18 protein-coding genes are annotated in these 21,941 nt (G+C 69.7%); 13 read left to right on the top strand and 5 right to left on the bottom strand.

Annotated features, from left to right (window positions below; all coding sequences use genetic code 11):
• The first annotated feature begins 102 nt into the window (after positions 1 to 102).
• From CTJ15_RS14205 to CTJ15_RS14175, 7 genes are read left to right on the top strand one after another with little or no spacing between them, the layout of a single operon-like run.
• Positions 103 to 1,038, top strand: a complete 936-nt coding sequence (locus tag CTJ15_RS14205) for a carbohydrate ABC transporter permease (protein ID WP_019460357.1) — start codon at positions 103 to 105, stop codon at positions 1,036 to 1,038.
• The gene (locus CTJ15_RS14200; RefSeq protein ID WP_019460356.1) at positions 1,031 to 1,897 is read left to right on the top strand and encodes a carbohydrate ABC transporter permease; all 867 of its coding nucleotides are present in this window, start codon (positions 1,031 to 1,033) and stop codon (positions 1,895 to 1,897) included. Before CTJ15_RS14205 ends, CTJ15_RS14200 begins: the two co-directional genes overlap by 8 nt.
• The gene (locus CTJ15_RS14195) at positions 1,894 to 3,000 is read left to right on the top strand and encodes an ABC transporter ATP-binding protein (RefSeq protein ID WP_099781643.1); all 1,107 of its coding nucleotides are present in this window, start codon (positions 1,894 to 1,896) and stop codon (positions 2,998 to 3,000) included. Before CTJ15_RS14200 ends, CTJ15_RS14195 begins: the two co-directional genes overlap by 4 nt.
• A complete protein-coding gene (locus tag CTJ15_RS14190) occupies positions 2,990 to 4,222 on the top strand; it encodes a Gfo/Idh/MocA family protein (RefSeq protein WP_019460354.1) in 1,233 nt (410 codons plus the stop codon). Before CTJ15_RS14195 ends, CTJ15_RS14190 begins: the two co-directional genes overlap by 11 nt.
• Before the next feature lie 31 nt (positions 4,223 to 4,253).
• A complete protein-coding gene (locus tag CTJ15_RS14185) occupies positions 4,254 to 5,540 on the top strand; it encodes an ABC transporter substrate-binding protein (protein ID WP_026033062.1) in 1,287 nt (428 codons plus the stop codon).
• Between the two features lie 3 nt (positions 5,541 to 5,543).
• A complete protein-coding gene (locus tag CTJ15_RS14180; RefSeq protein ID WP_019460352.1) occupies positions 5,544 to 6,596 on the top strand; it encodes a Gfo/Idh/MocA family protein in 1,053 nt (350 codons plus the stop codon).
• An 11-nt stretch (positions 6,597 to 6,607) separates the two neighbouring features.
• Positions 6,608 to 7,696 carry a Gfo/Idh/MocA family protein gene (locus tag CTJ15_RS14175; RefSeq protein WP_058389409.1) on the top strand — a complete coding sequence of 363 codons (1,089 nt, stop codon included), beginning with the start codon at positions 6,608 to 6,610 and terminating at the stop codon, positions 7,694 to 7,696.
• Between the two features lie 34 nt (positions 7,697 to 7,730).
• On the opposite strand, the gene CTJ15_RS14170 is transcribed toward CTJ15_RS14175, so the two are convergent.
• From CTJ15_RS14170 to CTJ15_RS14155, 4 genes are read right to left on the bottom strand one after another with little or no spacing between them, the layout of a single operon-like run.
• On the bottom strand, positions 7,731 to 8,426 hold the full coding sequence (locus CTJ15_RS14170) for an SDR family NAD(P)-dependent oxidoreductase (RefSeq protein WP_058389408.1): 696 nt from the start codon (positions 8,424 to 8,426) through the stop codon (positions 7,731 to 7,733).
• A gap of 19 nt (positions 8,427 to 8,445) precedes the next feature.
• On the bottom strand, positions 8,446 to 9,969 hold the full coding sequence (locus CTJ15_RS14165; RefSeq protein WP_099781642.1) for an ABC transporter substrate-binding protein: 1,524 nt from the start codon (positions 9,967 to 9,969) through the stop codon (positions 8,446 to 8,448).
• A gap of 37 nt (positions 9,970 to 10,006) precedes the next feature.
• The gene (locus CTJ15_RS14160; RefSeq protein WP_058389406.1) at positions 10,007 to 11,665 is read right to left on the bottom strand and encodes a hydantoinase B/oxoprolinase family protein; all 1,659 of its coding nucleotides are present in this window, start codon (positions 11,663 to 11,665) and stop codon (positions 10,007 to 10,009) included.
• Positions 11,662 to 13,713 carry a hydantoinase/oxoprolinase family protein gene (locus CTJ15_RS14155; protein WP_026033061.1) on the bottom strand — a complete coding sequence of 684 codons (2,052 nt, stop codon included), beginning with the start codon at positions 13,711 to 13,713 and terminating at the stop codon, positions 11,662 to 11,664. The genes CTJ15_RS14160 and CTJ15_RS14155 overlap by 4 nt, the downstream gene beginning before the upstream one ends.
• A 408-nt stretch (positions 13,714 to 14,121) precedes the next feature.
• On the opposite strand from CTJ15_RS14155, the gene CTJ15_RS14150 reads away from it, so the two are divergent.
• The 4 genes from CTJ15_RS14150 to CTJ15_RS14135 all read left to right on the top strand — a co-directional run bounded on the left by CTJ15_RS14150 (position 14,122) and on the right by CTJ15_RS14135 (position 18,602).
• Positions 14,122 to 15,426, top strand: coding sequence for an FAD-binding oxidoreductase (locus CTJ15_RS14150; RefSeq protein WP_019460346.1), 1,305 nt, complete (start codon positions 14,122 to 14,124; stop codon positions 15,424 to 15,426).
• A gap of 184 nt (positions 15,427 to 15,610) precedes the next feature.
• Entirely contained in the window at positions 15,611 to 17,338 is a 1,728-nt protein-coding gene (locus tag CTJ15_RS14145) for an FAD-dependent oxidoreductase (protein ID WP_226946141.1), read from the top strand.
• Between the two features lie 13 nt (positions 17,339 to 17,351).
• Positions 17,352 to 17,588, top strand: coding sequence for a DUF2783 domain-containing protein (locus tag CTJ15_RS14140; protein ID WP_019462150.1), 237 nt, complete (start codon positions 17,352 to 17,354; stop codon positions 17,586 to 17,588).
• Positions 17,589 to 17,624: 36 nt separating this feature from the next.
• Positions 17,625 to 18,602, top strand: coding sequence for an MBL fold metallo-hydrolase (locus CTJ15_RS14135; protein WP_058390097.1), 978 nt, complete (start codon positions 17,625 to 17,627; stop codon positions 18,600 to 18,602).
• Positions 18,603 to 18,608: 6 nt separating this feature from the next.
• On the opposite strand, the gene CTJ15_RS14130 is transcribed toward CTJ15_RS14135, so the two are convergent.
• On the bottom strand, positions 18,609 to 19,166 hold the full coding sequence (locus CTJ15_RS14130) for a MarR family winged helix-turn-helix transcriptional regulator (protein ID WP_019462148.1): 558 nt from the start codon (positions 19,164 to 19,166) through the stop codon (positions 18,609 to 18,611).
• A 68-nt stretch (positions 19,167 to 19,234) separates the two neighbouring features.
• Here CTJ15_RS14130 and hmgA point away from each other — a divergent pair, with 68 nt between their 5' ends.
• Positions 19,235 to 20,602 carry a homogentisate 1,2-dioxygenase gene (hmgA, locus tag CTJ15_RS14125; RefSeq protein ID WP_058390098.1) on the top strand — a complete coding sequence of 456 codons (1,368 nt, stop codon included), beginning with the start codon at positions 19,235 to 19,237 and terminating at the stop codon, positions 20,600 to 20,602.
• A gap of 23 nt (positions 20,603 to 20,625) precedes the next feature.
• Entirely contained in the window at positions 20,626 to 21,939 is a 1,314-nt protein-coding gene (gene fahA / locus CTJ15_RS14120; protein ID WP_019462146.1) for a fumarylacetoacetase, read from the top strand.
• Positions 21,940 to 21,941: the final 2 nt, after the last annotated feature.

Here is a 21,941-nt window from a genome sequence, read left to right as displayed (position 1 = left end):
ACCAACCGGTTACCTGCTTGCTGAGTAGGGGCTGACGGACATGGCCGCAAGAGCCATGGGGAGGACGACCGATGACGAAACCCGGAAACGGGGCGGGGGATCATGCAGATCGCCGCCGCTGAGACGGGCTGGACCGCCGCCCGGAAGCGGAAGGCCAGCCGGAAACGCTGGGCAAGCCTGCCCGGCTACCTCTTCCTGCTGCCCTGGCTGATCGGCTTCTTCGGGCTGACGCTGGGGCCGGCCCTGGCCTCGCTGGCGCTGTCCTTCACCCATTTCGACCTGATGACGGACCCGCGCTGGGCGGGGATGGCCAACTACCGGCGCATCCTCTTCTCGGACACCAAGTTCTGGGAATCCCTGCGCGTCACCTTCACCTATGTGGTGCTGACCGTGCCGCTGAAGCTCGCCTTCGCCCTGGGCGTGGCGATGGTGCTCAACAAGGGCATCCGCGGCCTCACCATCTACCGGGCCATCTTCTACCTGCCCTCCCTGCTGGGGGCGAGCGTGGCCATCGCGGTGCTGTGGCGGGAGATCTTCTCCGGCACCGGCCTGCTGAACCAGCTCCTCGCCCTGGTCGGCATCCAGGGGCCGAGCTGGATCGCCAACCCGGACACGGCGCTCTACACGCTGGTGGTGCTGGGCATCTGGCAGTTCGGCAGCCCGATGATCATCTTCCTGGCCGGGCTGCGGCAGATTCCGCAGGACCTGTACGAGGCCTCCAGCCTGGACGGGGCCTCGCCGCGCCGGCAGTTCTTCCGCATCACCCTGCCGCTGCTGACGCCGATCATCTTCTTCAACTCCATCGTGCAGGTGATCGACGCCTTCAAGGCCTTCACCCCCGCCTTCATCATCAGCGAGGGCACGGGCGGGCCGGTGAACTCCACCCTGTTCTACACCCTCTATCTGTTCCAGGAGGCCTTCAGCTTCTTCCGCATGGGCTATGCCTCGGCGCTCGCCTGGGTGCTGGTGCTGATCATCGCGGGCTTCACCGCGGTCTCCTTCCTCTCCGCGCGCTTCTGGGTGCATTACGATGAGTGAGGCCCTCCGCCACGGCGGCCCCCGCGCGGCGGCAAGCGGCCGCCCGGTCCTGAAGCATGCGGTGCTGATCGCCGTCGCCTTCTGCATGCTCTACCCGCTGCTCTGGATGCTCGCGAGCTCCTTCCGCAGCAGCCAGGACATCTTCTCCACCATCTCGATCATCCCGCAGAGCCTCAGCCTGGAGGCCTATGTCCGCGGCTGGAACAGCCTGCAGGTCAGCTTCGGGCGGTTCTTCTGGAACTCGGCAGTGATCGCGGTGCTGTCGGTGATCGGCAATGTCGTATCCTGCTCGCTGGCGGCCTATGCCTTCGCCAGGCTGCGCTTCCGGGGCAGGAACCTCTGGTTCGCGCTGATGCTGGGCACGCTGATGATGCCCTATCACGTCACGCTGATCCCGCAGTACATCCTGTTCCTGAACCTGGACTGGGTGAACACCATCCTGCCGCTGGTGGTGCCGAAGTTCCTGGCCACGGACGCCTTCTTCATCTTCCTGATGGTCCAGTTCTTCCGCAACATCCCGCGCGAGCTGGACGAGGCCGCCATGATGGACGGGTGCAGCCCCTGGCGGATCTACTGGAAGATCATGCTGCCGCTTTCGCTGCCGGTGATGGCGACAGCCGCGATCTTCTCCTTCATCTGGACCTGGGACGACTTCTTCGGGCCACTGATCTACCTGAACGACATGGAAACCTACACGGCCCAGATCGGCCTGCGCTCCTTCGTGGATTCGGGCGGGGAATCCGACTGGCCGGCGCTCTTCGCCATGTCCGTCCTGGGCCTGGTTCCTGTCTTCCTCTTCTTCCTCTTCTTCCAGCGTCTGCTGATCGAGGGGATCGCCACCACGGGGATGAAACGATGACCGGCCTGAACCTGCGGCACGTCTTCAAGCGCTTCGACCAGCATGCCGTGCTGCATGACGTGAACATCGACATCACGCCCGGCGAGTTCGTGGTCTTCGTCGGCCCCTCGGGCTGCGGCAAGTCCACCCTGCTGCGCATGATCGCGGGGCTGGAAACGATCTCGGACGGCGATCTGGTGATCGGCGGCAATGTCATGAACGACGTGCCGGCGGCGCAGCGCGGCATCGCCATGGTCTTCCAGTCCTATGCGCTCTACCCGCATATGAACGTGTACAAGAACATGGCCTTCGCGCTGGAAACCGCCCGGATGCCGAAGCCGGAGATCGACCGCCGTGTGCGGCAGGCGGCGGAGGTGCTGCAACTGAGCCATCTGCTGGAGCGCAAGCCGAAGCAGCTCTCGGGCGGGCAGCGTCAGCGCGTGGCCATCGGCCGCGCCATCGTGCGCGAGCCGGGGATCTTCCTCTTCGACGAGCCGCTGTCGAACCTGGACGCCGAGCTGCGCGTGCAGATGCGGGTGGAGATCGCCAATCTCCACCGCAAGCTCGGCAACACGATGATCTACGTGACCCACGACCAGGTGGAGGCCATGACCATGGCCGACAAGATCGTGGTGCTGCGCGCCGGGAAGGTCGAGCAGATCGGCTCGCCGCTCGATCTCTACAACAACCCGGTCAACCGCTTCGTGGCCGGCTTCATCGGCAGCCCGAAGATGAACTTCCTGTCGGTGGCCCCTGCGCCGGGGGGGGAGGGCGTGATGCTGGGCGGCCAGGAGGTGCGCCTTCCCGGCCTCCGCCCGCCCGCCGAGGAAGGGCTGGTGCTGGGCATCCGGCCCGAGCATCTGCGCGCCGGAAGCGACGGCGTGCAACTCGGCGGCCTGCGCGTGCAGCTCGTGGAACAGCTCGGCAGCGCCTCGCTGGTCTATGGCCAGACGGCGGACGGACAGGCCGTGACGCTGCAACTGGAAGGACAGCGCCGCATCCATCCGGGCGAAAACATCCCGATCACCTGCGATGCGGGGGATTGCCACCTGTTCCGCGCCGACGGCTCCGTCTGCCCGCGCCTGGCGCCGGTCCTGTCCATGGGGAGTGAGTATGTCGCTTGATCTCGCGCAGCAGCGGATTGCGCTGGTCGGCACGGGCCATCGTGGCACCGGCATGTGGGGCAAGGAGCTGCTTTCCCGTCTCGGCCCGCAGGTGGATCTCGTCGGCCTCTGCGACATCAACGGGATGCGCGCCCACCGCTCGCAGCGCGCGATCGGCACCAACGCCCCGGTCTTCACCGATTTCGGGGAGATGCTGTCCACCCTCCGTCCCGCCACGGTGATGGTCTGCACCCGCGACGACACGCATGACGACCTGATCGTGCAGGCGCTGGAGGCAGGCTCCGACGTCATCACCGAAAAGCCCATGGCCACCACCGCGGCCAAGTGCCGCCGCATCCTGGAGGCGGAGGCGCGGACCGGGCGCAAGGTGAATGTCGCCTTCAACTACCGCTACGCACCCTTCGGTGCGAAGATCAAGGAACTGCTGATGGAGGGTGCGATCGGGGAGATCACCTCGATCGACTTCCACTGGTATCTCGATACGCGCCATGGGGCGGACTACTTCCGCCGCTGGCACGCCTACCAGAAGAACTCCGGCAGCCTCTTCGTCCACAAGTCCACGCATCATTTCGACCTGCTGAACTGGTACGTGGCGGACGAGCCGAAGGAGATCTTCGCGCGCGGCAACCTGCGGCACTACGGCGCCAACGGCCCCTATCGCGGCGAGCGCTGCCACGGCTGCCTCCATGCGGCGGATTGCGACTTCCACCTCGACATCGCCGCCGATCCCTGGCTGGAGATGCTCTACGAGGACCCCTCGCGGGAGGACGGCTATGTCCGCGACGCCTGCGTCTTCCGCGAGGACATCGACATCTACGACACGATGAGCGCCTCGCTGGTCTATGGCAACGGCGTGCAGGTCTCCTACTCCCTGAACGCCTGCATGCCGGTCGAGGGGCACCACCTCGCCTTCAACGGGCGCAAGGGGCGGCTGGAGATCCGGCACAAGGAGAAGGACCCCTTCGGCATCGGAGACCATGACGAGATCCTGCTGATGCGGAACTTCGGCCCCTCCGAGACCATCCGCATCACGCGCGAGCATGGCGGCCATTTCGGCGGCGACAAGCGCCTGCAGGCCATGCTCTTCGATCCGGAGATGCCCGACCCCCTGCACCAGCGCGCCGGGGCGCGGGCCGGCGCGCTGTCCGTGCTCTGCGGCGTCGCGGCGGTGGAAAGCGTGAAGACCGGCCGGGCCGTGCCCGTGGCCGCGCAGCTCGGCTGAACGGAAGCAAGAAGAACCAATCGGAGGAAGCATGTCCACAAGACGGAACCTCATGCTGGGCGGGATGGCCTCGCTGGGTCTTCTCGCGGGCGGCGGCGGACTGGCCAGGGCCCAGGCGGCGCCGGTGCGGCTGCGCATGACCTGGTGGGGCACCAAGGAACGGGCGGACCGCACCATGAAGGTCAGCGCCCTCTACAGCCAGCTCCATCCGAACGTGTCGGTGGACAGCGAGAACATGGGCTGGAGCGACTACTGGCCCAAGCTCGCCACCCAGGTCGTCGGCCGCAACGCGCCGGACCTGATCCAGATGGACTACCGCTACCTCTTCGAATACGCGCGGCGCGGCGTGCTGCTGCCGCTCGATTCCCATGTGCCCGGCACGCTGCAGATCAGCGACTGGGACCCGAAATTCGTCGATGTCGGCAAGGCGGCCGGCAAGCTCTACGGCGTCAATTTCGGGGCCAACTCGCCCTCGATGATGTTCAACCGCACGGTGCTGGAACAGTCCGGCCTGCCGCTGCCGACACCCGATCTGACCTGGGACGCCTATGCGAAGCTGGGCGCGGAGATTACCCGCAAGGCCAACAGGGCCGACTTCTACGGGCTTTCGGATGCCGGGCAGCAGGAGCCGATCCTGGAGATCTTCCTGCGCCAGAAGGGCAAGCTGCTCTATGCACCGGACGACAAGCTGGGCTTCGCCACCGCCGACATGGAGGAATGGTTCGGCTACTGGGACCGTCTGCGCAAGAGCAAGGCCTGCGTGCCGGCGGAGGTGCAGGCCCTCTACCAGAACAGCCTGGAGACCAGCCCGCTGACGCTGGGCAAGGCGGCCATCGACTTCGCCCATTCCAACCAGCTCGTGGCGATGCAGAAGCTGAACCGCGACCGCGTCACCATGACCATGGTGCCCACCATCGCCCCCGATGCCCCGCCCGGCCAGTACCTGAAGCCGTCGCAGCTGCTGAGCGTCTATGGCCGCTCGCCCCGGGCGGAGGAGGCGGTGAAGCTGCTGAACTTCTACGTCACCGATCCGCGCGCCGGCGAGATCCTGGGCGTGGAGCGTGGCGTGCCCATCGCTAATGCCCAGCGCGAGGTCATCAAGAAGGGCATGGACGAATCCAGCAAGGAGCTGGTGGCCTATATCGACATGGTCAGCACGCGCGTCGGCCCCGTGCCGCCGCCGCCGCCCAAGGGCGCGGGCGAGATCGCCAACATCCTGAAGCGGACCAACGAGGAGATCGGCTTCGGCCGCCTTTCGCCCAGGGACGGCGCCAGGCGCTTCGTGAACGAGGCCAATGACGTGCTGGAGCGCGGCTGAACCATGGCACCGTTCCGTTTCGCGGTCATCGGCATCAACCACGACCATATCCACGGCATGATGCGCGCGATGCGGGAGGCCGGCGGGGAATGCGCCGGCTTCCACGCGCCGGAGGACGACCTCGCCGCCACCTTCCAGGACCGCTACCCGGAGATCCCGCGCATCGCCGATCGCCGGCGCATCCTGGAGTCCCCGGAGATCGGCCTGATCCTCAGCGCCGCCATCCCCGCCGACCGCGCCGGCATCGGCATCGAGGCGATGCGGCATGGCAAGGACGTGCTGGTGGACAAGCCCGGCATGCTGACGCTGGAGGATCTGGCGGCGGTCCGCGCGGCGCGGGCGGAAACGGGGCGCTTCTTCAGCATCTTCTTCTCGGAACACCTAGACCAGCGCTCGACGGTGCGGGCCGGGGAGCTCGTGCGCCAGGGCGCGATCGGCGAGGTCGTGAACACCGTCGGCCTCGGCCCGCACCGCCTCAGCGCCCCGAAGCGCCCGGACTGGTTCTTCGACCCCGCCCGCAACGGCGGCATCCTCACCGACATCGCCAGCCATCAGGCGGAGCAGTTCCTCTTCTTCGCCGATGCGATGGGCCAGGGGATAGGCCAGGGGATGGGCCAGGGCGTGGAGGGCGAGGTCCTTTCCGCCACGGTCGGCAACCGCGCCCTGCCGGAACACCCCCGCTTCCGCGACTTCGGCGACATGCACCTGCGCGCCGGCAAGGTGACCGGCTATGTCCGGGTGGACTGGTACACCCCCGATGCGATGCCTGTCTGGGGCGACGGGCGACTGGTGATCCTCGGCACCCAGGGCACGATCGAGCTGCGGAAGTATTTCGACCCCGAGGGACGCCCGGGAGGCGATCACCTCTTCCTCTCGAACCGGGACGGCGTCCGCTACATCGACTGCAACGACACGGTGCGGCCCTTCGGGCGCCTCTTCGCCAATGACCTGCGCGACCGCACGGAAACCGCGATGCCGCAGGAGCTCGGCTTCAGGGCCATGGAACTCGCCCTGACCGCCCAGGCCATGGCGGATCGCGCCTTCGCCGGGATGTGAGGAGCCGGACCATGCCCATCAGACGCAAACTCGCCATCGTCGGCGCCGGGATCGGCCGGCGGCACATGGAGGAAGGCTACCTTCCCTATCCGGACCTCTTCGAGGTGGTCGCGATCTGCGACATCGACCCGCAGCGCCTCGCCAGCTTCGCTGCCGACTACGGCATCCCCCGCGCCACGCAGAGCTTCGCCGAGGTGCTGGCCATGCCGGATGTGGAGATCGTGGACATCTGCACGCCGCCTGGCCTGCATGGCGAGCAGATCATGGCCACGCTCGCCGCCGGCAAGCACGCGGTCTGCGAGAAGCCCCTGGTCGGCTCCCTGCGGGAGGTGGATGCGGTGATCGCCGCCGAGGCGCGCTCGCCGGGCCGGGTCATGCCCATCTTCCAGTACCGCTACGGCGACGGCTTCCAGAAGGCGAGGCACCTCGTCGAGAGCGGCATCGCCGGCCGCCCCTATCTGGCGACGGTGGAGACGGCCTGGCAGCGCCTGCCGGAATACTACGCCGTGCCCTGGCGCGGCCGCTGGAGCACGGAGCTGGGCGGCACGCTGATCACCCATGCGATCCACCCGCACGACATGCTCTGCGAGCTGATGGGGCCGATCCGCGACGTCTATGCCCGCACCGCCACGCGCGTCCATCCCCATATCGAGGTCGAGGACTGCGCCGTGGCCAGCCTGACCATGGAAAGCGGCGCCCTGGTTTCGCTCGCCGCCACGGTGGGATGCCAGGAACAGATCACCCGCCTGTACCTCTGCTTCGAGAACCTGACCTTCGAGAGCAGCCCCGGCCCCTACAACCCCGGCGAGGACCCCTGGCGCATCGTCCCGCGCGACGCCGCCACGGCGGCCCGGGTCGAGGAGGCGCTGCAAGGCTGGGTGCCGGTGCCCCCGCGCTTCACCGGCCAGATGCGCGACTTCCACGCCGCGCTGGAAAGCGGCGGCGCATTGCCGGTGACGCTGGCCGATGCCCGCCGCTCGCTGGAACTGCTGACGGCGATGTACCATTCCGCGGAAACCGGCGAGGCCGTCCTCCTGCCCATCGGCCCGAACCATCCGCGCTATGCGGGCTGGCGGCCGCTGGAACAGGCCGCCGCCTGAGAAGGGAAGGGGAGGGGAAACACCCTCCCCGCCCTCAGAACAGGTCTTCCAGCCGGCAGTTGACCAGCAGCTCCGCCACCACCGCCTCGTCTGGCAGCAGCAGGCAGGTCTCGATCAGCCGGGCGAGATCGGCCGGCTGCGTCATCTTCTCGCGCGGCCAACTCGTGACATGGCCGGTCATGTCCGTATTGACGAAGGAAGGGCAGACGGCGGTGGCGCGGATGCCCTGTTCCCAGCCCTCGCGCCGCACCTCGTGTGTCAGCGCCACCACGGCGAACTTGCTCATCGCATAGCCGAGATTGGCGTTCTTCACCCGCTTGCCGGAAAGCGAGGACAGGTTCACCACCCGCCCATGCCCGGCGGCCACGAGATGCGCCCAGGCGAGGCGGACCAGCCGCGCCGGCCCCTTCACGTTCACCCGCCACAGCGCGTCCAGCGCCGTCTCGTCGGCATCGTGCAGGCCGGCCATGGGGTTGATCCCCGCCGCGTTCACCAGCCCGTCCAGCCGCCCGTGCCGCGCCAGGGTCCCGGCCACCCAGCCCTCCGCGCTGGCCAGGTCCTCGGCATCATAGCGATGGCGGCTCAGGCGCGGATGCTCCGGCAGGGCATCCGGGCTCCGCATCCCGGCGGAAACGGTGAAGCCGCTCTCCAGCAATCGCTCCACCACCGCCCGGCCGATGCCGCGCGAGGCACCGGACACCATCGCCACGCGCCCCCGGGATTCCAGCATCAGATCGTCCTCCGCGGCATCACGACAGGCTGGCCGCTTCGAGCGTGGCCGGGGAATAGAAGGTCAGCGGCCCCGGAAGGTTGACGAAGCCCCTGAGCGCCGAGGTCATGGCATAGCCCTGCGAGCGGTAGCAGAGGCCCAGCATCGGCACGTTCTCCACCACCAGATCCTGCACCCTGGCATAGATCTCCTTGCGCTTCGACACGTCGCTCTCGGCGCGCCCCTGGGCCAGCAGCTCGCTCAGCCCCGGCGTGGTGAAGCCGGTGCTGCGGATGTAGGAGGCGGGCAGGCTGTTGTCGATCATTGGACTCAGCCCGTCCGGATCGGTGATCTCCACCGCCGTGCCGCCGATGGCGAGGTCATACTGGCCGCGATTGCCGAGCTGCACGCGCGTCGCCCAGTCCGGCAGGTTCATCTGCACCTGGCTGCCGATGGCGGCGAGGTTCTGCTGCACCACCTCGGCCGTGTCCTTGTGCATGCCGTACTGCGCCGTGGAGAGCAGGTTGCAGGAGAATCCCTCCGCCACTCCCGCCTTGGCGAGCAGCGCCCGGGCCTGCGCGGGATCGAAGCGGAAGGTGCTGTTCGCGCTTTGGGAATAGAACGGGTTGGCGGGCAGCAGCGGAACGCCGTGGATCGGCGTGCCGCGCCCGAAGAAGGCGCCCTTGATGATGTCGTCCCGGTTGATGGCGAAGCCGATCGCCTGCCGCACCAGCGGATTGGCCAGCGGCCCGCTGCGCCCGTTGAACTGCAGGTACATGAAGGGGCCGTTCTGCGTGTCCAGCCGCAGCTTCGGCTCGGACTCGATCCGCCCCATGGACTGCCACGGCACATAGTCGATCAGGTCCACGTCGCCCGCGATCAGCGCCGCCACGCGGGCATTCTCGTCCGGATAGGCGACGGCGCGCACGCCCTTCAGCTTCGGCAGGCCGGGCCTGTAGAAGCCGGGGAAGGCCTCCAGCTCGATCGAGGTGCCGCGCTCGGCGGACTTCATGACGAAGGGGCCGCAGCCCACGCCCACCCCGCCGCGCTCGATCGAATCCTTCTGCACGATCGGCATGAAATAGGTCGCCAGCCATTCGGGGATGGTGACCATCGGCTGCTTCATCACCAGCCGCACGGTGCGGGCATCCGGCGTCTCGATGCGCTCCACCGCCTGCATCTGCGGGCGCATATAGGCGGTGGACTTCTCACCCCCGACCTGCTCCAGCGTCCATTTCACATCGGCGGAGGTCATCTTCCGGCCGTTGTGGCAGGTGACGTCACGCAAATGGAAGACCCAGTCCTTGCCGTCGGCCTCCCAGCGCTCGGCGATCTCGCCTTGCAGCCTGCCATCCCCGTCGAAGGACAGCAGCCCCCGGTGCATCAGCGACACCACCGTGCCGGCGGCCGAGCCGGCATTGATCCAGGGCGTCAGGTTGGGTGGATAGGAGGAAAGGCCGAGGCGCAGCACGCCGGAGGATTCCGCCGCCCGGGCGGCGAGACCCAGCAGTGGCAGGGCCATGCCGGCCCCGAGCAGCGAGCGACGGGCGATGCGTGGAGACATGGTTCGTCAATCCTTACCCAGGGTCAGCAGGAGGCGTTCAGGACGCGCCGTAGACGCGGCGCGCGGTTCCGGGGTCGATGCGGCGTTCCGCCACGTCGCGGGCGACTTCCGCGGCGGTGCGGCCGGAAGGCGGGCCATAGCCCCCGGCACCGGGGGTGACGATCTCCACCACCTGTCCAGGCCTGAGCACGCCGGAACCGTGGTCGAAGGGCGCCACGCCCTCCCCATAGACGAAGCCGCCCATGCCGCCCGGCAACCCGCCGGCCAGCCCCCAGGGCGCGGAGCGCAGGCGGGAGCCGTCCACGCGCAGCCGGCACTCGGCCTCGGCGCGATAGACCCGGCGCAGCCCCATGCCGCCCCGATGCGTGCCGCAGCCGCCGGAACCGTCCACCAGCTCATAGCGCAGCAGGGTCAGCGGATATTCCAGCTCCAGCGCCTCGGCCGGGAGGTTGGAGGTGTTGGTCATGTGCACATGCACGCCATCCAGCCCGTCCTTGTCGTGACGCGCGCCGGAACCGCCGCCGATGGTCTCCAGATAGACCCAGATCTCCCCCGTGCCCGGCTGCGTGCCGACGAAGGTGGCGGAGGCGACGGAGCCGTTGCAGGCGGCGATCACCCGCTCCGGCACCACCTGGGCCAGCGCGCCGTGGATCAGGTCCACCACGCGCTGGCAGGCGGCGATGCGCCCGTTCACCGCGGCGGGGGCGGTGCAGTTGACGATGCTGCCCTCCCGCGCCGTGACCGTCAGCGGCCGGGCGAGGCCGGCATTGGGCAGGATGGTCGGGTCCACCACCGTCTTCACCGCGTAGTACACGGTGGAAAGCAGCGCGGTGTAGACCATGTTCAGCCCGGCCCGGACCTGGTCCGGCGCCTCGAAATGCAGGCGCATCTCGTCGCCCGCCACGGCGATCTCGCAGGACATCGGCAGGTCCCGGTCGATCTCGGGATTGTCGAACAGGTCCTCGAAGCGGTAGGTGCCGTCCGGGATGGTGGCGATGCCCGCGCGCATCTTGCGCTCGGCATAGTCCAGCAGCGCATCGCCCGCCGCCAGCACCGTGTCCGTGCCGTATTTCGCGCAGAGCGCCTGCATCCGCTCCACGCCCAGCCGGTTCGCCGCCATCTGCGCCCGCAGGTCCGACAGGCGCTCGCGCGGCACCTGGCAGTTCAGCAGCAGCAGCTCCTGCACGTCCTTCTGCAACTCGCCGGCGCGGTACAGGCGGATCGGCGGGATGCGGATGCCTTCCTGGAAGATGTGGGCATGGCCGCGATCGGCGAAATCGGCATGGTGCGCCGTGTTCACCGCCCAGGCGACGATGCGGCTCGTCCCGCCATCCTCCACGAAGACCGGCTCGGCCAGCACGATGTCCGGCAGGTGCGTGCCGCCGCCCTCATAGGCGTCGTTGCCCATGAAGACGTCGCCCGGCCGCATCTCCGCGACCGGATGCCGCTTGAGGATATGCGGAATGATCCCGATGAAGGAACCGAGGTGCATCGGGATGTGCTCGGCCTGGCACAGCGTCTCGCCCGCCGTGTTGAACAGGGCCGTGGAGCAGTCCCGCCGCTCCTTGATGTTGGTGGAATAGGAGGCGCGCACCAGCGCCTCGCCCATCTCCTCGGTGATCGAGGACAGGGCGGAGGAGATCACTTCGACGGTGATGGGATCGACCATAGCCCGGTCTTTCGCGGCGGCGCTCATGCGGCCTCCAGGATCAGGTTCAGATAGGGTTCGACGCGGGCGACCATGGCGGGCAGCACCACGGTGGTGGTGTCCATCTGCTCGATGATGGCCGGGCCCTGGACGGCATTGCCGGGCCGCAGCTTCGCGCGGTCGTAGATGGGGCAGGGGGTCCAGCCGCCCGCCTCGGGCATCCAGACCTCGCGCTCGCCGATCCGCGCGGCGGAGGCATCCGGCCCCACCTCCGGCCGCGGCTGGAAGGCGGCCTTTCGCACCACTCCCGTCGCCTCGGCGCGATAGGTGACGAGCTGCACCGTCTCCCCCTCCGCCACGAAGCCGTAGCGCTGCCGGTGCGCGGCGGCGAAGCCTTCTGCCAGGGCATCGAGCGTCGCGCTCCCGATCTCCCCCTCGGGAAGCGGGATGCTCAGCTCGTAGTTCTGCCCGGCATAGCGCATGTCCACGGTGCGCTTCAGGCGCCGTGCCTCCGGCGCGATGCCCTCGGCCTCGAACCAGGCCCGCGCCTGGGTCTCCAGCCCGGCGAAGGCTTCGCGCATCAGCGGCAGCGAGCCCTCCCCCAGCACCGCCAGCCGCGTGGAGGCGAAATCCGCCCGCAGGTCGGTCAGCAGCAGCCCGGTGGCGCAAAGGATGCCCGGCGTCAGCGGCACCAGGATGCGGGAGATGTCGAGCTCCTTCGCCAGCCGCGCCGCATGCAGCGGCCCGGCGCCGCCGAAGGCCACCAGCGTGTAGTCGCGCGGATCGTGCCCGCGCTGCACGGAGATGACGCGGATGGCCCGCGCCATGTTCGCCGTCACCACGCTGATGATGCCCTGCGCCGTGGCCATGACGTCCAGCCCCAGCTTCTCCGCCAGCCGCCCGATCGCCTCCTTCGCCAGGTCCTGCCGCACCGGCATGCGCCCGGCCAGCAGATGTGTCGGGTTCAGCGTCTGCAGCACCACGTTCGCATCGGTGGTGGAGGGCTCGGTGCTGCCCTTGTCATAGCAGACCGGCCCGGGAAAGGCGCCGCAGGAGCGCGGCCCCACCTTCAGCAGCCCGCCGCTGTCCACATAGGCGATGGAGCCCCCGCCCGCGCCCACCGTGTGGATGTCGAGCATCGGCGCCTTGATCGGATAGCCATGCACCTCGGCCTCCCCGGTCAGGCGGCACTGGCTGTCCTTCAGCAGCGCCACGTCGGTGGAGGTGCCGCCCATGTCGAAGGTGATCAGGTCGGGGATGCCGACCATCCGCCCGATCTCCTGCGCCGCCACCACGCCGGTCGAGGGGCCGGACAGCACGGTGCGGACGGGCAGCCGCGCCGCCGCCTCGAAGCCGATCACGCCGCCATTGCTCTGCGTGAGCTGCGGCGTGACGGCGAGGCCGAGGTCGCGCAGCCGGGCGGAAAGCCGGCGGATATAGCCCTCCATCACCGGGCCGAGATAGGCGTTCACCGCGGTGGTGGAGAGCCGCTCGAACTCGCGGAACTCGGGCGCCACCTCGTGGCTGGCGCAGACGAAGGCCTCGGGGAACTCCTCCTCCACGATGCGCTTCGCGGTGGCCTCGTGCTCCGGTCGCACGAAGCCATAGAGGAAAGAGATCGCCACGGACTTCACCCCCGCCGCCCGCAGCGCCCGTGCGGCCTCGCGCACCGCCTGCTCGTCCAGCGCGGTCTCCACCCGGCCGTCGTGGTGGACGCGCTCCGGCACCTCCAGCCGCAGGTCGCGCGACACCAGGATCTCCGGCTTGTCGGCCTGCAGGTCATAGAGCTCCGGCCGCTTCTGCCGCCCGATCTCCAGCAGGTCGCGGAACCCGTCCGTGGTGATCAGCCCGGTCCTCACGCCCCGGTGCTGGATCAGCGCATTGGTCGCGACCGTGGTGCCATGGCCCAGGAAGCCCACCTCGCCGGCCGCGACGCCGACCTGGCCGATGCCCTCCTCGAAGCCCTGCGCGATGCCGCGCGAGGGATCGTCCGGCGTGGAAGACACCTTCCACACCGCCATCCGCCCGGTCTCCTCCTCGAAGAGGCAGACATCGGTGAAGGTGCCGCCGGAATCCACTCCGATACGCCAGACCATCCGATCGATCCCCTCATCCGGTTCCGGGCCGGGCATGTGCCAGGCCCTGTTCGTCGCCCCAGTCCTGCCGGCATCCCGCCGCCGATTCCGGCACTCTCCACCCACAACGGGCAGGATGTCTTCATGCGCTGCGGCAAGCCGCCTGTCCGGGCTGGATGCCCTGGCCAGAAGCAAGAGCCGGGCCAGGAACGATGCCCCTACCTTGGCCGGGGCGGGGGTGACGCGGAAATTCCGGTATACCCGGCCAGCCACCATCCGCCGGGGCCGGTTTTCCAGCCGGCCACACCACCGGGGAAGCGATGCGGGCTTGCGACGGTCCGGAACTTGCTGCTCCAGTTCTCCTGTATACCGTCGGGGTCGCCCGCCCGGCACCATCCGCCATCCGGGCGCTGGAGAAACAGAGACACCATGTCCCCACCCGTCGATCCCGTGGAATCCGATCCCAGCCTGCCGGCGCGCGTCGATGTCGTGGTGATCGGCGGCGGCATCATCGGCGTCAGCACCGTGCTGGCCCTGGCCGAGAAGGGCATCTCCGCCGCCCTCTGCGAGAAGGGCCGCATCGGCGGGGAGCAGTCCAGCCGCAACTGGGGCTGGTGCCGCACCATGGGCCGCGACCCGCGCGAGATCCCGCTCAGCATCGAGGCGCAGCGCATCTGGCGCGGCCTCGACCGACGCCTGGGCATCGACACGGGCTACCGCCAGTCCGGCATCGTCTATCTCTGCGAGGGGCCGGCCGACATCGCCCGGCACGAGGCCTGGCTGGAACACGCGAAGCTCTACCAGCTCGACAGCCGCATGCTCGGCACGGCGGAGGTCGATGCGGTGCTGCCCGGCTCCGCCCGCCGCTGGCCGGCCGCGCTCTACACCGCCAGCGACGGACGCGCCGAGCCGCAGCGCGCCGCCCCGGCCATCGCCCGCGCCGCGCGGGAGCGGGGCGCCGCCATCCTGACCGGCTGCGCCGTGCGCGGGCTGGACCGGCAGGGCGGCCGCATCGCCGGGGTGGTGACGGAGAAGGGCCGCATCGCCTGCGATTCCGTGGTGCTGGCGGGCGGCGCCTGGTCGCGCCTGTTCTGCGGCAATTCCGGCTTCGACCTGCCGCAGATGAAGGTGCTGGGCTCGGTGCTGCGCACCCAGCCGCTGGAGGGCCTGCCCGAAACCGCGGCAGCCGCCTCGGACTTCGCCTTCCGCAAGCGCGCCGATGGCGGCTACACCATCTCGCAACGGGCCGCCGTGTCGGACATCACGCCGGACAGCTTCCGCCTCTTCCTCGACTTCCTGCCCAATCTGCGCGCGACCTGGAGCGACCTGCGCCTCCGCATCGGCGGCCGCTTCCTGGAGGAATGGCGCATCCCGCGCCACTGGGGGATGGAGGAAGCCTCGCCCTTCGAGGCGGTGCGGGTCCTCGACCCCGTCCCCTCCCGCGCCCTGCTCGACGGCGCCCGTGCCAACCTGACGCGCGCCTTCCCGGGCTTCGCCGCGATGCGGGTGGCGCAGGAATGGGGCGGGCTGATCGACGTGACGCCCGATGTGGTGCCCGTCATCTCCGCGGTGGAGCGCATCCCCGGCCTGCACATCGCCACCGGCTTCTCCGGTCATGGCTTCGGCATCGGGCCCGGGGCGGGGCGCCTGATGGCCGATCTGGTGGCCAACGACACCCCGATCGTGGACCCGGCGCCCTTCCGCCACGACCGTTTCCGCCGCATGGCGGCCTGACGCCAGGGCGGCCCCGCCGGGGCCGCTCCTTCCCACCCCTGGCCCACCCCTGGCCCACCCCTGGCCCCCACCCCGCACCCAGGCGGCGAAGTCCCTTGACCAGATCATATCATATGAGACACATCTTCCCGGAAGCGTACAGGAACGCCGGCAAGGCGTCCGTGAAAAAGGGAGGACCAAGGGGTTGCAGGAAGCCGTCTCGCCATCCGTGCCGGACCTCGCGCCGCCGGCCCCCGACTACCAGACCCTCCGCTTCGGCTATCGCCGTTCCGCCGACCAGGACGCCGCCCAGCCGGTCCGCCATCCGGTGGTGGTGGTCGGCGCCGGCCCGGTCGGGCTGGCCACGGCCATCGATCTCGCGCAATCCGGCACGCCGGTGGTGGTGCTGGACGACGACGACCGCCTCGCCGGCGGCTCGCGCGCCATCTGCTTCGCCAAGCGCACCCTGGAAATCTTCGACCGCCTCGGCTGCGGCCACCGCATGGTCGAGAAGGGCGTGGTCTGGAACTGCGGCAAGGTCTTCTTCCGCGACGAGCCCGTCTACAGCTTCGACCTGCTGCCCGAGACCGGCCATGCCCGCCCGGCCTTCGTCAACCTGCAGCAATACTACGTCGAAGGCTTCCTGCTGGAACGCGCGCGGGAACTGCCGAACCTGGAAATCCGCTGGAAGAACAGCCTCGCCGGCCTGCGGCACGCCCCCGGCGGCGTGTGGCTGGAGGTGGAAACGCCGGACGGCCCCTACAGCCTCCAGGCCGACTGGCTGGTCGCCGCCGATGGCGGCCGCAGCCCCACCCGCCGCCTCATGGGGCTGGAAAGCAGGGGGCAGGTCTTCCGCGACCGCTTCCTGATCGCCGATGTGCGGATGGAGGCGGACTTCCCCTCCGAGCGCTGGTTCTGGTTCGACCCGCCCTTCCACCCCAACCAGTCCGTGCTGCTGCATCGCCAGCCGGACCAGGTCTGGCGCATCGACTTCCAGCTCGGCTGGGACGCCGATCCGGAGGCGGAGAAGTGCCCCGAGAAGGTCATCCCCCGCGTCAGGGCGCTGCTGGGCGAGGACCGCGCCTTCACCCTGGAATGGGTCAGCGTCTACAGCTTCGTCTGCCGCCGCATGGACCGCTTCCGCCACGGCCGCGTGCTCTTCAATGGCGACGCCGCGCACGGCGTCTCCCCCTTCGGCGCGCGCGGCGCCAACAGCGGCGTGCAGGATGCCGAGAACCTCGCCTGGAAGCTCGGCCTCGTGCTGCGCGGCGCTGCGCCGGAGGGCCTGCTCGACAGCTATGACGGCGAGCGTGTCTTCGCCGCCGACGAGAACATCCGCAACTCGACCCGCAGCACGGATTTCATCACGCCGAAGAACGAGGCCAGCCGCGCCTTCCGCGATGCCGTGCTGGACCTGGCGCGCGACTGCAACTTCGCCCGGCGCATGGTCAACAGCGGCCGCCTTTCCGTCCCGGCGGTGCTGCGCGATTCTCCGCTGAACACGCCGGATGCCGACAGCTTCGCCGGCGCCATGGTGCCCGGCGCGGTGGCGGCGGACGCGCCCGTGTCCCAGGATGGGAGGCACCGGGACGGGGAGCCGGAATGGCTGCTGCGGCATCTCGGCGGCACCTTCACCGGCCTGCTCTTTGCCGCGGCGCCGCCTGCGCCCGGCCTGCTGGCCGCCCTGCGCGCGCTCGATTCCGGCGCCGTGCCGATGCGCCTCGTGGTCCTTCGCCCGGCCGGCTCCGCGCCCTTCGCCGTGGAAGGCGCCACGGTGCTGGAGGATGCGGAGGGCCTGGCCTGGGAACGCTACGATGGCGGGGAAGGGGGCTTCTATCTCCTCCGCCCCGACCAGCATGTCTGCGCCCGCTGGCGCACCGCCGACCCCGCCCGCATCCTGGCCGCGCTCGCCCGCGCCAGCGGCAATGCCTGAAGGGACGCCCGCCATGCCCGGCACGCTGAACACCGAACCCAACCTCGATGCGCCGGACGACTTCTACGCCGCCCTGGTCGATGCCCAGCGCGGCCTCACCCCGGCGCAAAGCCAGCAGGTCAATGCGCGCCTCGTCCTGCTTCTTGCCAACCATATCGGCGATGCCCGGGTGCTGGAGCAGGCCCTGGCCCGTGCCCGCCAGGGCATCCTCCCCGCCGGCGCCGACGAGACCCTGCGCGTCACGCAATGAAGCGTGGCACGAACCGAACAGAACGAGGACCACGCCATGTCATTCGCCAGCACCACGGACCTCGCCGAGAAGAAGGTCTCCTTCGAGGAGCTCGGCCCCGGCCTCTACGGCTACACCGCCGAGGGCGACCCCAATTCCGGCGTGATCATCGGCGACGATTCCGTGCTGGTGGTGGATGCCCAGGCGACGCCGCGCATGGCGCAGGACGTGATCGCCCGCATCCGCACCGTGACCGACAAGCCGGTGAAGCACGTGGTGCTCTCGCACTACCACGCCGTGCGGGTGCTCGGCGCCTCGGGCTACGAGGGCGCGGAGATCATCGCCTCCGACGTCACGCGCGACATGATCGTGGAACGCGGCCAGCAGGACATGGACAGCGAGATCGGCCGCTTCCCGCGCCTGTTCCGGGGCAAGGAAAGCATCCCCGGCCTCACCTGGCCCCACATCACCTTCCAGCGGAAGATGACGCTCTGGCTCGGCCGGCGGGAGGTGCAGATCATCCACATCGGCCGCTCCCACACGGCGGGCGACACGGTGGTCTGGCTGCCGGAGGAGCGCGTGGCCTTCGCCGGCGACACGGTGGAATTCGGCGCCACCCCCTATTGCGGCGACGCGCATTTCACCGACTGGCCGGACACGCTGGCGGCGCTGAAGGCGCTGGGGCCCAGGGCCATGGTGCCGGGCCGCGGCCGCTCGCTGCTCACGGAGGCCGATATCGCGGAAGGCATCGAGGGCACCGCCTCCTTCACCACCGACCTCTTCCGCATCGCGAAGGAAGGCGTGGCCGCCGGCCAGGAGCTCGGCGAGATCTACGCGGCCGCCATGGAACGGATGCGCCCGAAATACGGCCACTGGGTCATCTTCGAGCACTGCATGCCCTTCAACGTCAGCCGCGCCTATGACGAGGCGCGCGGCCTCGACCGCCCGCAGATCTGGACCGCCGAGCGGGACGTGGAGATGTGGCGCGCCCTGGAAGGCAGCCGCCCGGTGAAATCCGCCGAGCTGGAGGGCTGATCCCGCTCAGCCCGCCTCTTCCTCCGCCTCCCCGTGCCCGGCTTCCTCGCCCAGCATCTCGCGCGCCCGCGCGCCGATCTTGTCGAGGATGCCGTCGAGCTGCCGCCGCTCCGCCTCGGTCAGCGCCGAGGCCAGCGCCGCCTGCAGCGTCAGGGCCAGCGGCACGATCTGGCGATAGGTCGCCAGCCCCTGCCGCGTCAGGCTCAGGATCTGCGCCCGCTGGTCGCGCGGATGCGCGCGGCGGTCCAGCAGCCCCTTGTCGGCGAGGCGGATCACGGCGCGGCTGACCCGCACCCGGTCCATGCCGGTGCGCTCGATCACCTCCTGCGTGGTGGGCGAGCCCTGTTCGCCCACCACCGCCACCACGCGCCATTCCGGGATGCTGAGGCCGAAGCGTTCCTGGTAGCGGGTGGCGAAGAGGCCGCTCACCGCCTCCGTCACCACCGACAGGCGATAGGGGAGGAACTCCCCCAGGACCAGCGGGCGGGGGGCCTCCGCACCGGCTTCCGCCGCTCTGGTCCCGGACCGCGCCGCGCGGGCCGCATTTCGTGCTTTCGATATCATATGAGACGATATAAAATCCCTTGCCGAACCATCATAACCGGCTCTGACCCGGATCGGGAGCAAGACGCATGAACCAGACCGTGAAGCCCGCGCTGGCCCCCTCGATGGCGGCACCGTCCACCGCGGCGAACCAGGCGGCCTACCTGTCCGGCTTCGGCAACGGCTTCGAGACGGAGGCCCTGCCGGGCGCCCTGCCCATCGGCCGCAACTCGCCGCAGCGCTGCGCCTACGGCCTCTATGCCGAACAGCTTTCCGGCTCCCCCTTCACCGCGCCGCGCGCCACCAACGAGCGTTCCTGGCTCTACCGCATCCGCCCGACCGTGACGCATTGGGGCCGGTTCCGGAAGATCGACGCCGGCCTCTGGCGCACCGCGCCCTGCACCGAGGTGGAGATGGCGCCGGCCCCGCTGCGCTGGGACCCGGTCCCGCTGCCGGAGGGGCAGGGCACGGGCTTCCTGGAAGGCATCCGCACCATCACCACGGCCGGCGATGCGGCGACCCAGGCGGGCATGGGCACCCATCTCTATCTCGTCACCCGCTCCATGCGCGACGAGTATTTCTACAACGCCGATGGCGAGATGCTCTTCGTGCCGCAGCAGGGCGATCTGCGGCTCTGGACCGAATTCGGCATCATCGACATCGAGCCGGGCGAGATCGCGGTGATCCCGCGCGGCGTGAAGCTCCGCGTGGAACTGCATGACGAACAGCCGGCGCGCGGCTATCTCTGCGAGAACTACGGCGGCGCCTTCACCCTGCCGGACCGTGGCCCGATCGGCGCCAACTGCCTGGCCAACCCGCGCGACTTCCTGACCCCCGTGGCGGCCTACGAGGACCGCGACGCGCCCTCGACCCTCACCATCAAGTGGGGCGGCAGCCTGTGGCGCGCGGAGATCGCGCATTCGCCGCTCGACGTGGTCGCCTGGCACGGCAACTACGCCCCCTACAAATACGACCTGCGCCGCTATTCGCCGGTCGGCCCGATCCTCTTCGACCACGCCGACCCCTCGATCTTCACCGTGCTCACCTCGCCCTCCGAGACCCCCGGCACGGCGAACATCGACTTCGTCATCTTCCCCGACCGTTGGCTGGTGGCCGAGAACACCTTCCGTCCGCCCTGGTACCACATGAACGTGATGAGCGAGTTCATGGGCCTGATCTACGGCGTCTATGACGCCAAGACCGGCGGCGGCTTCGCGCCGGGCGGCTTCTCCCTGCACAACACCATGCTGCCGCACGGGCCCGACCAGCCTTCCTTCGAGAAGGCGAGCAGCGCCGAGCTCAAGCCGCACAAGCTGGAAGGCACGCTGGCCTTCATGTTCGAGACCCGCTTCCCGCAGCGCGTCACCCGCTTCGCCGCCGAGGCGCCGCAGTTGCAGTCCGACTACGCCGGCTACGGCCTGGGCCTGCGCAAGAACTTCGACCCGAGCCGACCCTGAGCAGCCGCACCGTGAGAGACAGCATGACAGAGACCGCCCCCGACGCCACCCACGACCCCGCGCGCCGCTCCTGGGTGCCGGGGGCGGACGGGCACGCGGATTTCCCGATCCAGAACCTGCCCCTCGGCATCTTCTCCCCGCCGGGCGGTGCGCCGCGCGGCGGCGTGGCGATCGGCGACCAGGTGCTGGACCTCCCGGCTGCGCTGGCCGCCGGACTCTTCGCCGGGGAGGCCGCCCGGGCGGCCGGGGCCGCTTCCGCCAAAACGCTGAACAGCTTCTTCGCCCTCGGCGCCGGCCCGCGCCGCGCCCTGCGCGTCCGCCTGTCGGAGATCCTGTCGCTGGGCAGCGACGACCGCGCCCGGGCCGAGCCCTGCCTGCGGCCCGCGGCGGACTGCACCCTGCACCTGCCGGCGCAGGTCGGCGACTACACGGATTTCTACGTCGGCATCCACCACGCCACCAACATCGGCAAGGTCTTCCGCCCCGACAATCCGCTGCTGCCGAACTACAAGTACGTGCCCATCGGCTATCACGGCCGCGCCTCCTCGCTGCGCGTCTCGGGCACCGGCATCCGCCGGCCGAAGGGCCAGTTGAAAGCGCCGGAGGCCGAGGCGCCGCGCTTCGCCCCCTGCGAGCGGCTGGACTACGAGCTGGAGCTCGGCATCTGGGTCGGCCCCGGCAACGAGCTCGGGGAACCTGTCCCGGTGGGCGAGGCGGCCTCGCATGTCGCGGGCTACTGCCTGCTCAACGACTGGTCGGCGCGCGACATCCAGGCCTGGGAATACCAGCCCCTCGGCCCCTTCCTGGCCAAGAACTTCGGCAGCACGCTCTCGCCCTGGGTGGTGACGCCGGAGGCCCTGGCCCCCTTCCGCATCGCCCAGCCGCCGCGCCCCGAGGGCGACCCGGCCCCGCTGCCCTATCTGCTGGACGAGGCCGACCAGCGCGCCGGTGCCTTCGACCTGGAGCTGGAGGTGCTGCTCGCCACGGCCCGGATGCGCGAGCAGGGGCTGCCGCCGCACCGCGTCTCGCTGTCCAACACGCGGCACATGTACTGGACCGTGGCGCAGATGATCGCGCACCATACCAGCAACGGCTGCAACCTGCAGCCGGGCGACCTGCTGGGCTCCGGCACGATCTCCGCGCCTGATCCCACGGGCTTCGGCTCGCTGCTGGAAACCACGCGCGGCGGCAGGGAGCCGCTGGTGCTGCCTTCCGGCGAGAGCCGCCGCTTCCTGGAGGATGGCGACGAGGTCACGCTGCGCCTGCGCGCCCGCCGCGACGGCGCCGCCCCCATCGGCTTCGGCGAGTGCCGCGCCACGATCCTTCCGGCCCGCTGACC

This window comes from Roseomonas sp. FDAARGOS_362 (genome assembly GCF_002754815.1).
In the GTDB taxonomy this organism is placed as follows: domain Bacteria; phylum Pseudomonadota; class Alphaproteobacteria; order Acetobacterales; family Acetobacteraceae; genus Roseomonas; species Roseomonas mucosa.
The sequence above is the reverse complement of the archived record's forward strand: the minus strand, read 5'-3'. Positions and strand labels throughout refer to the sequence as shown.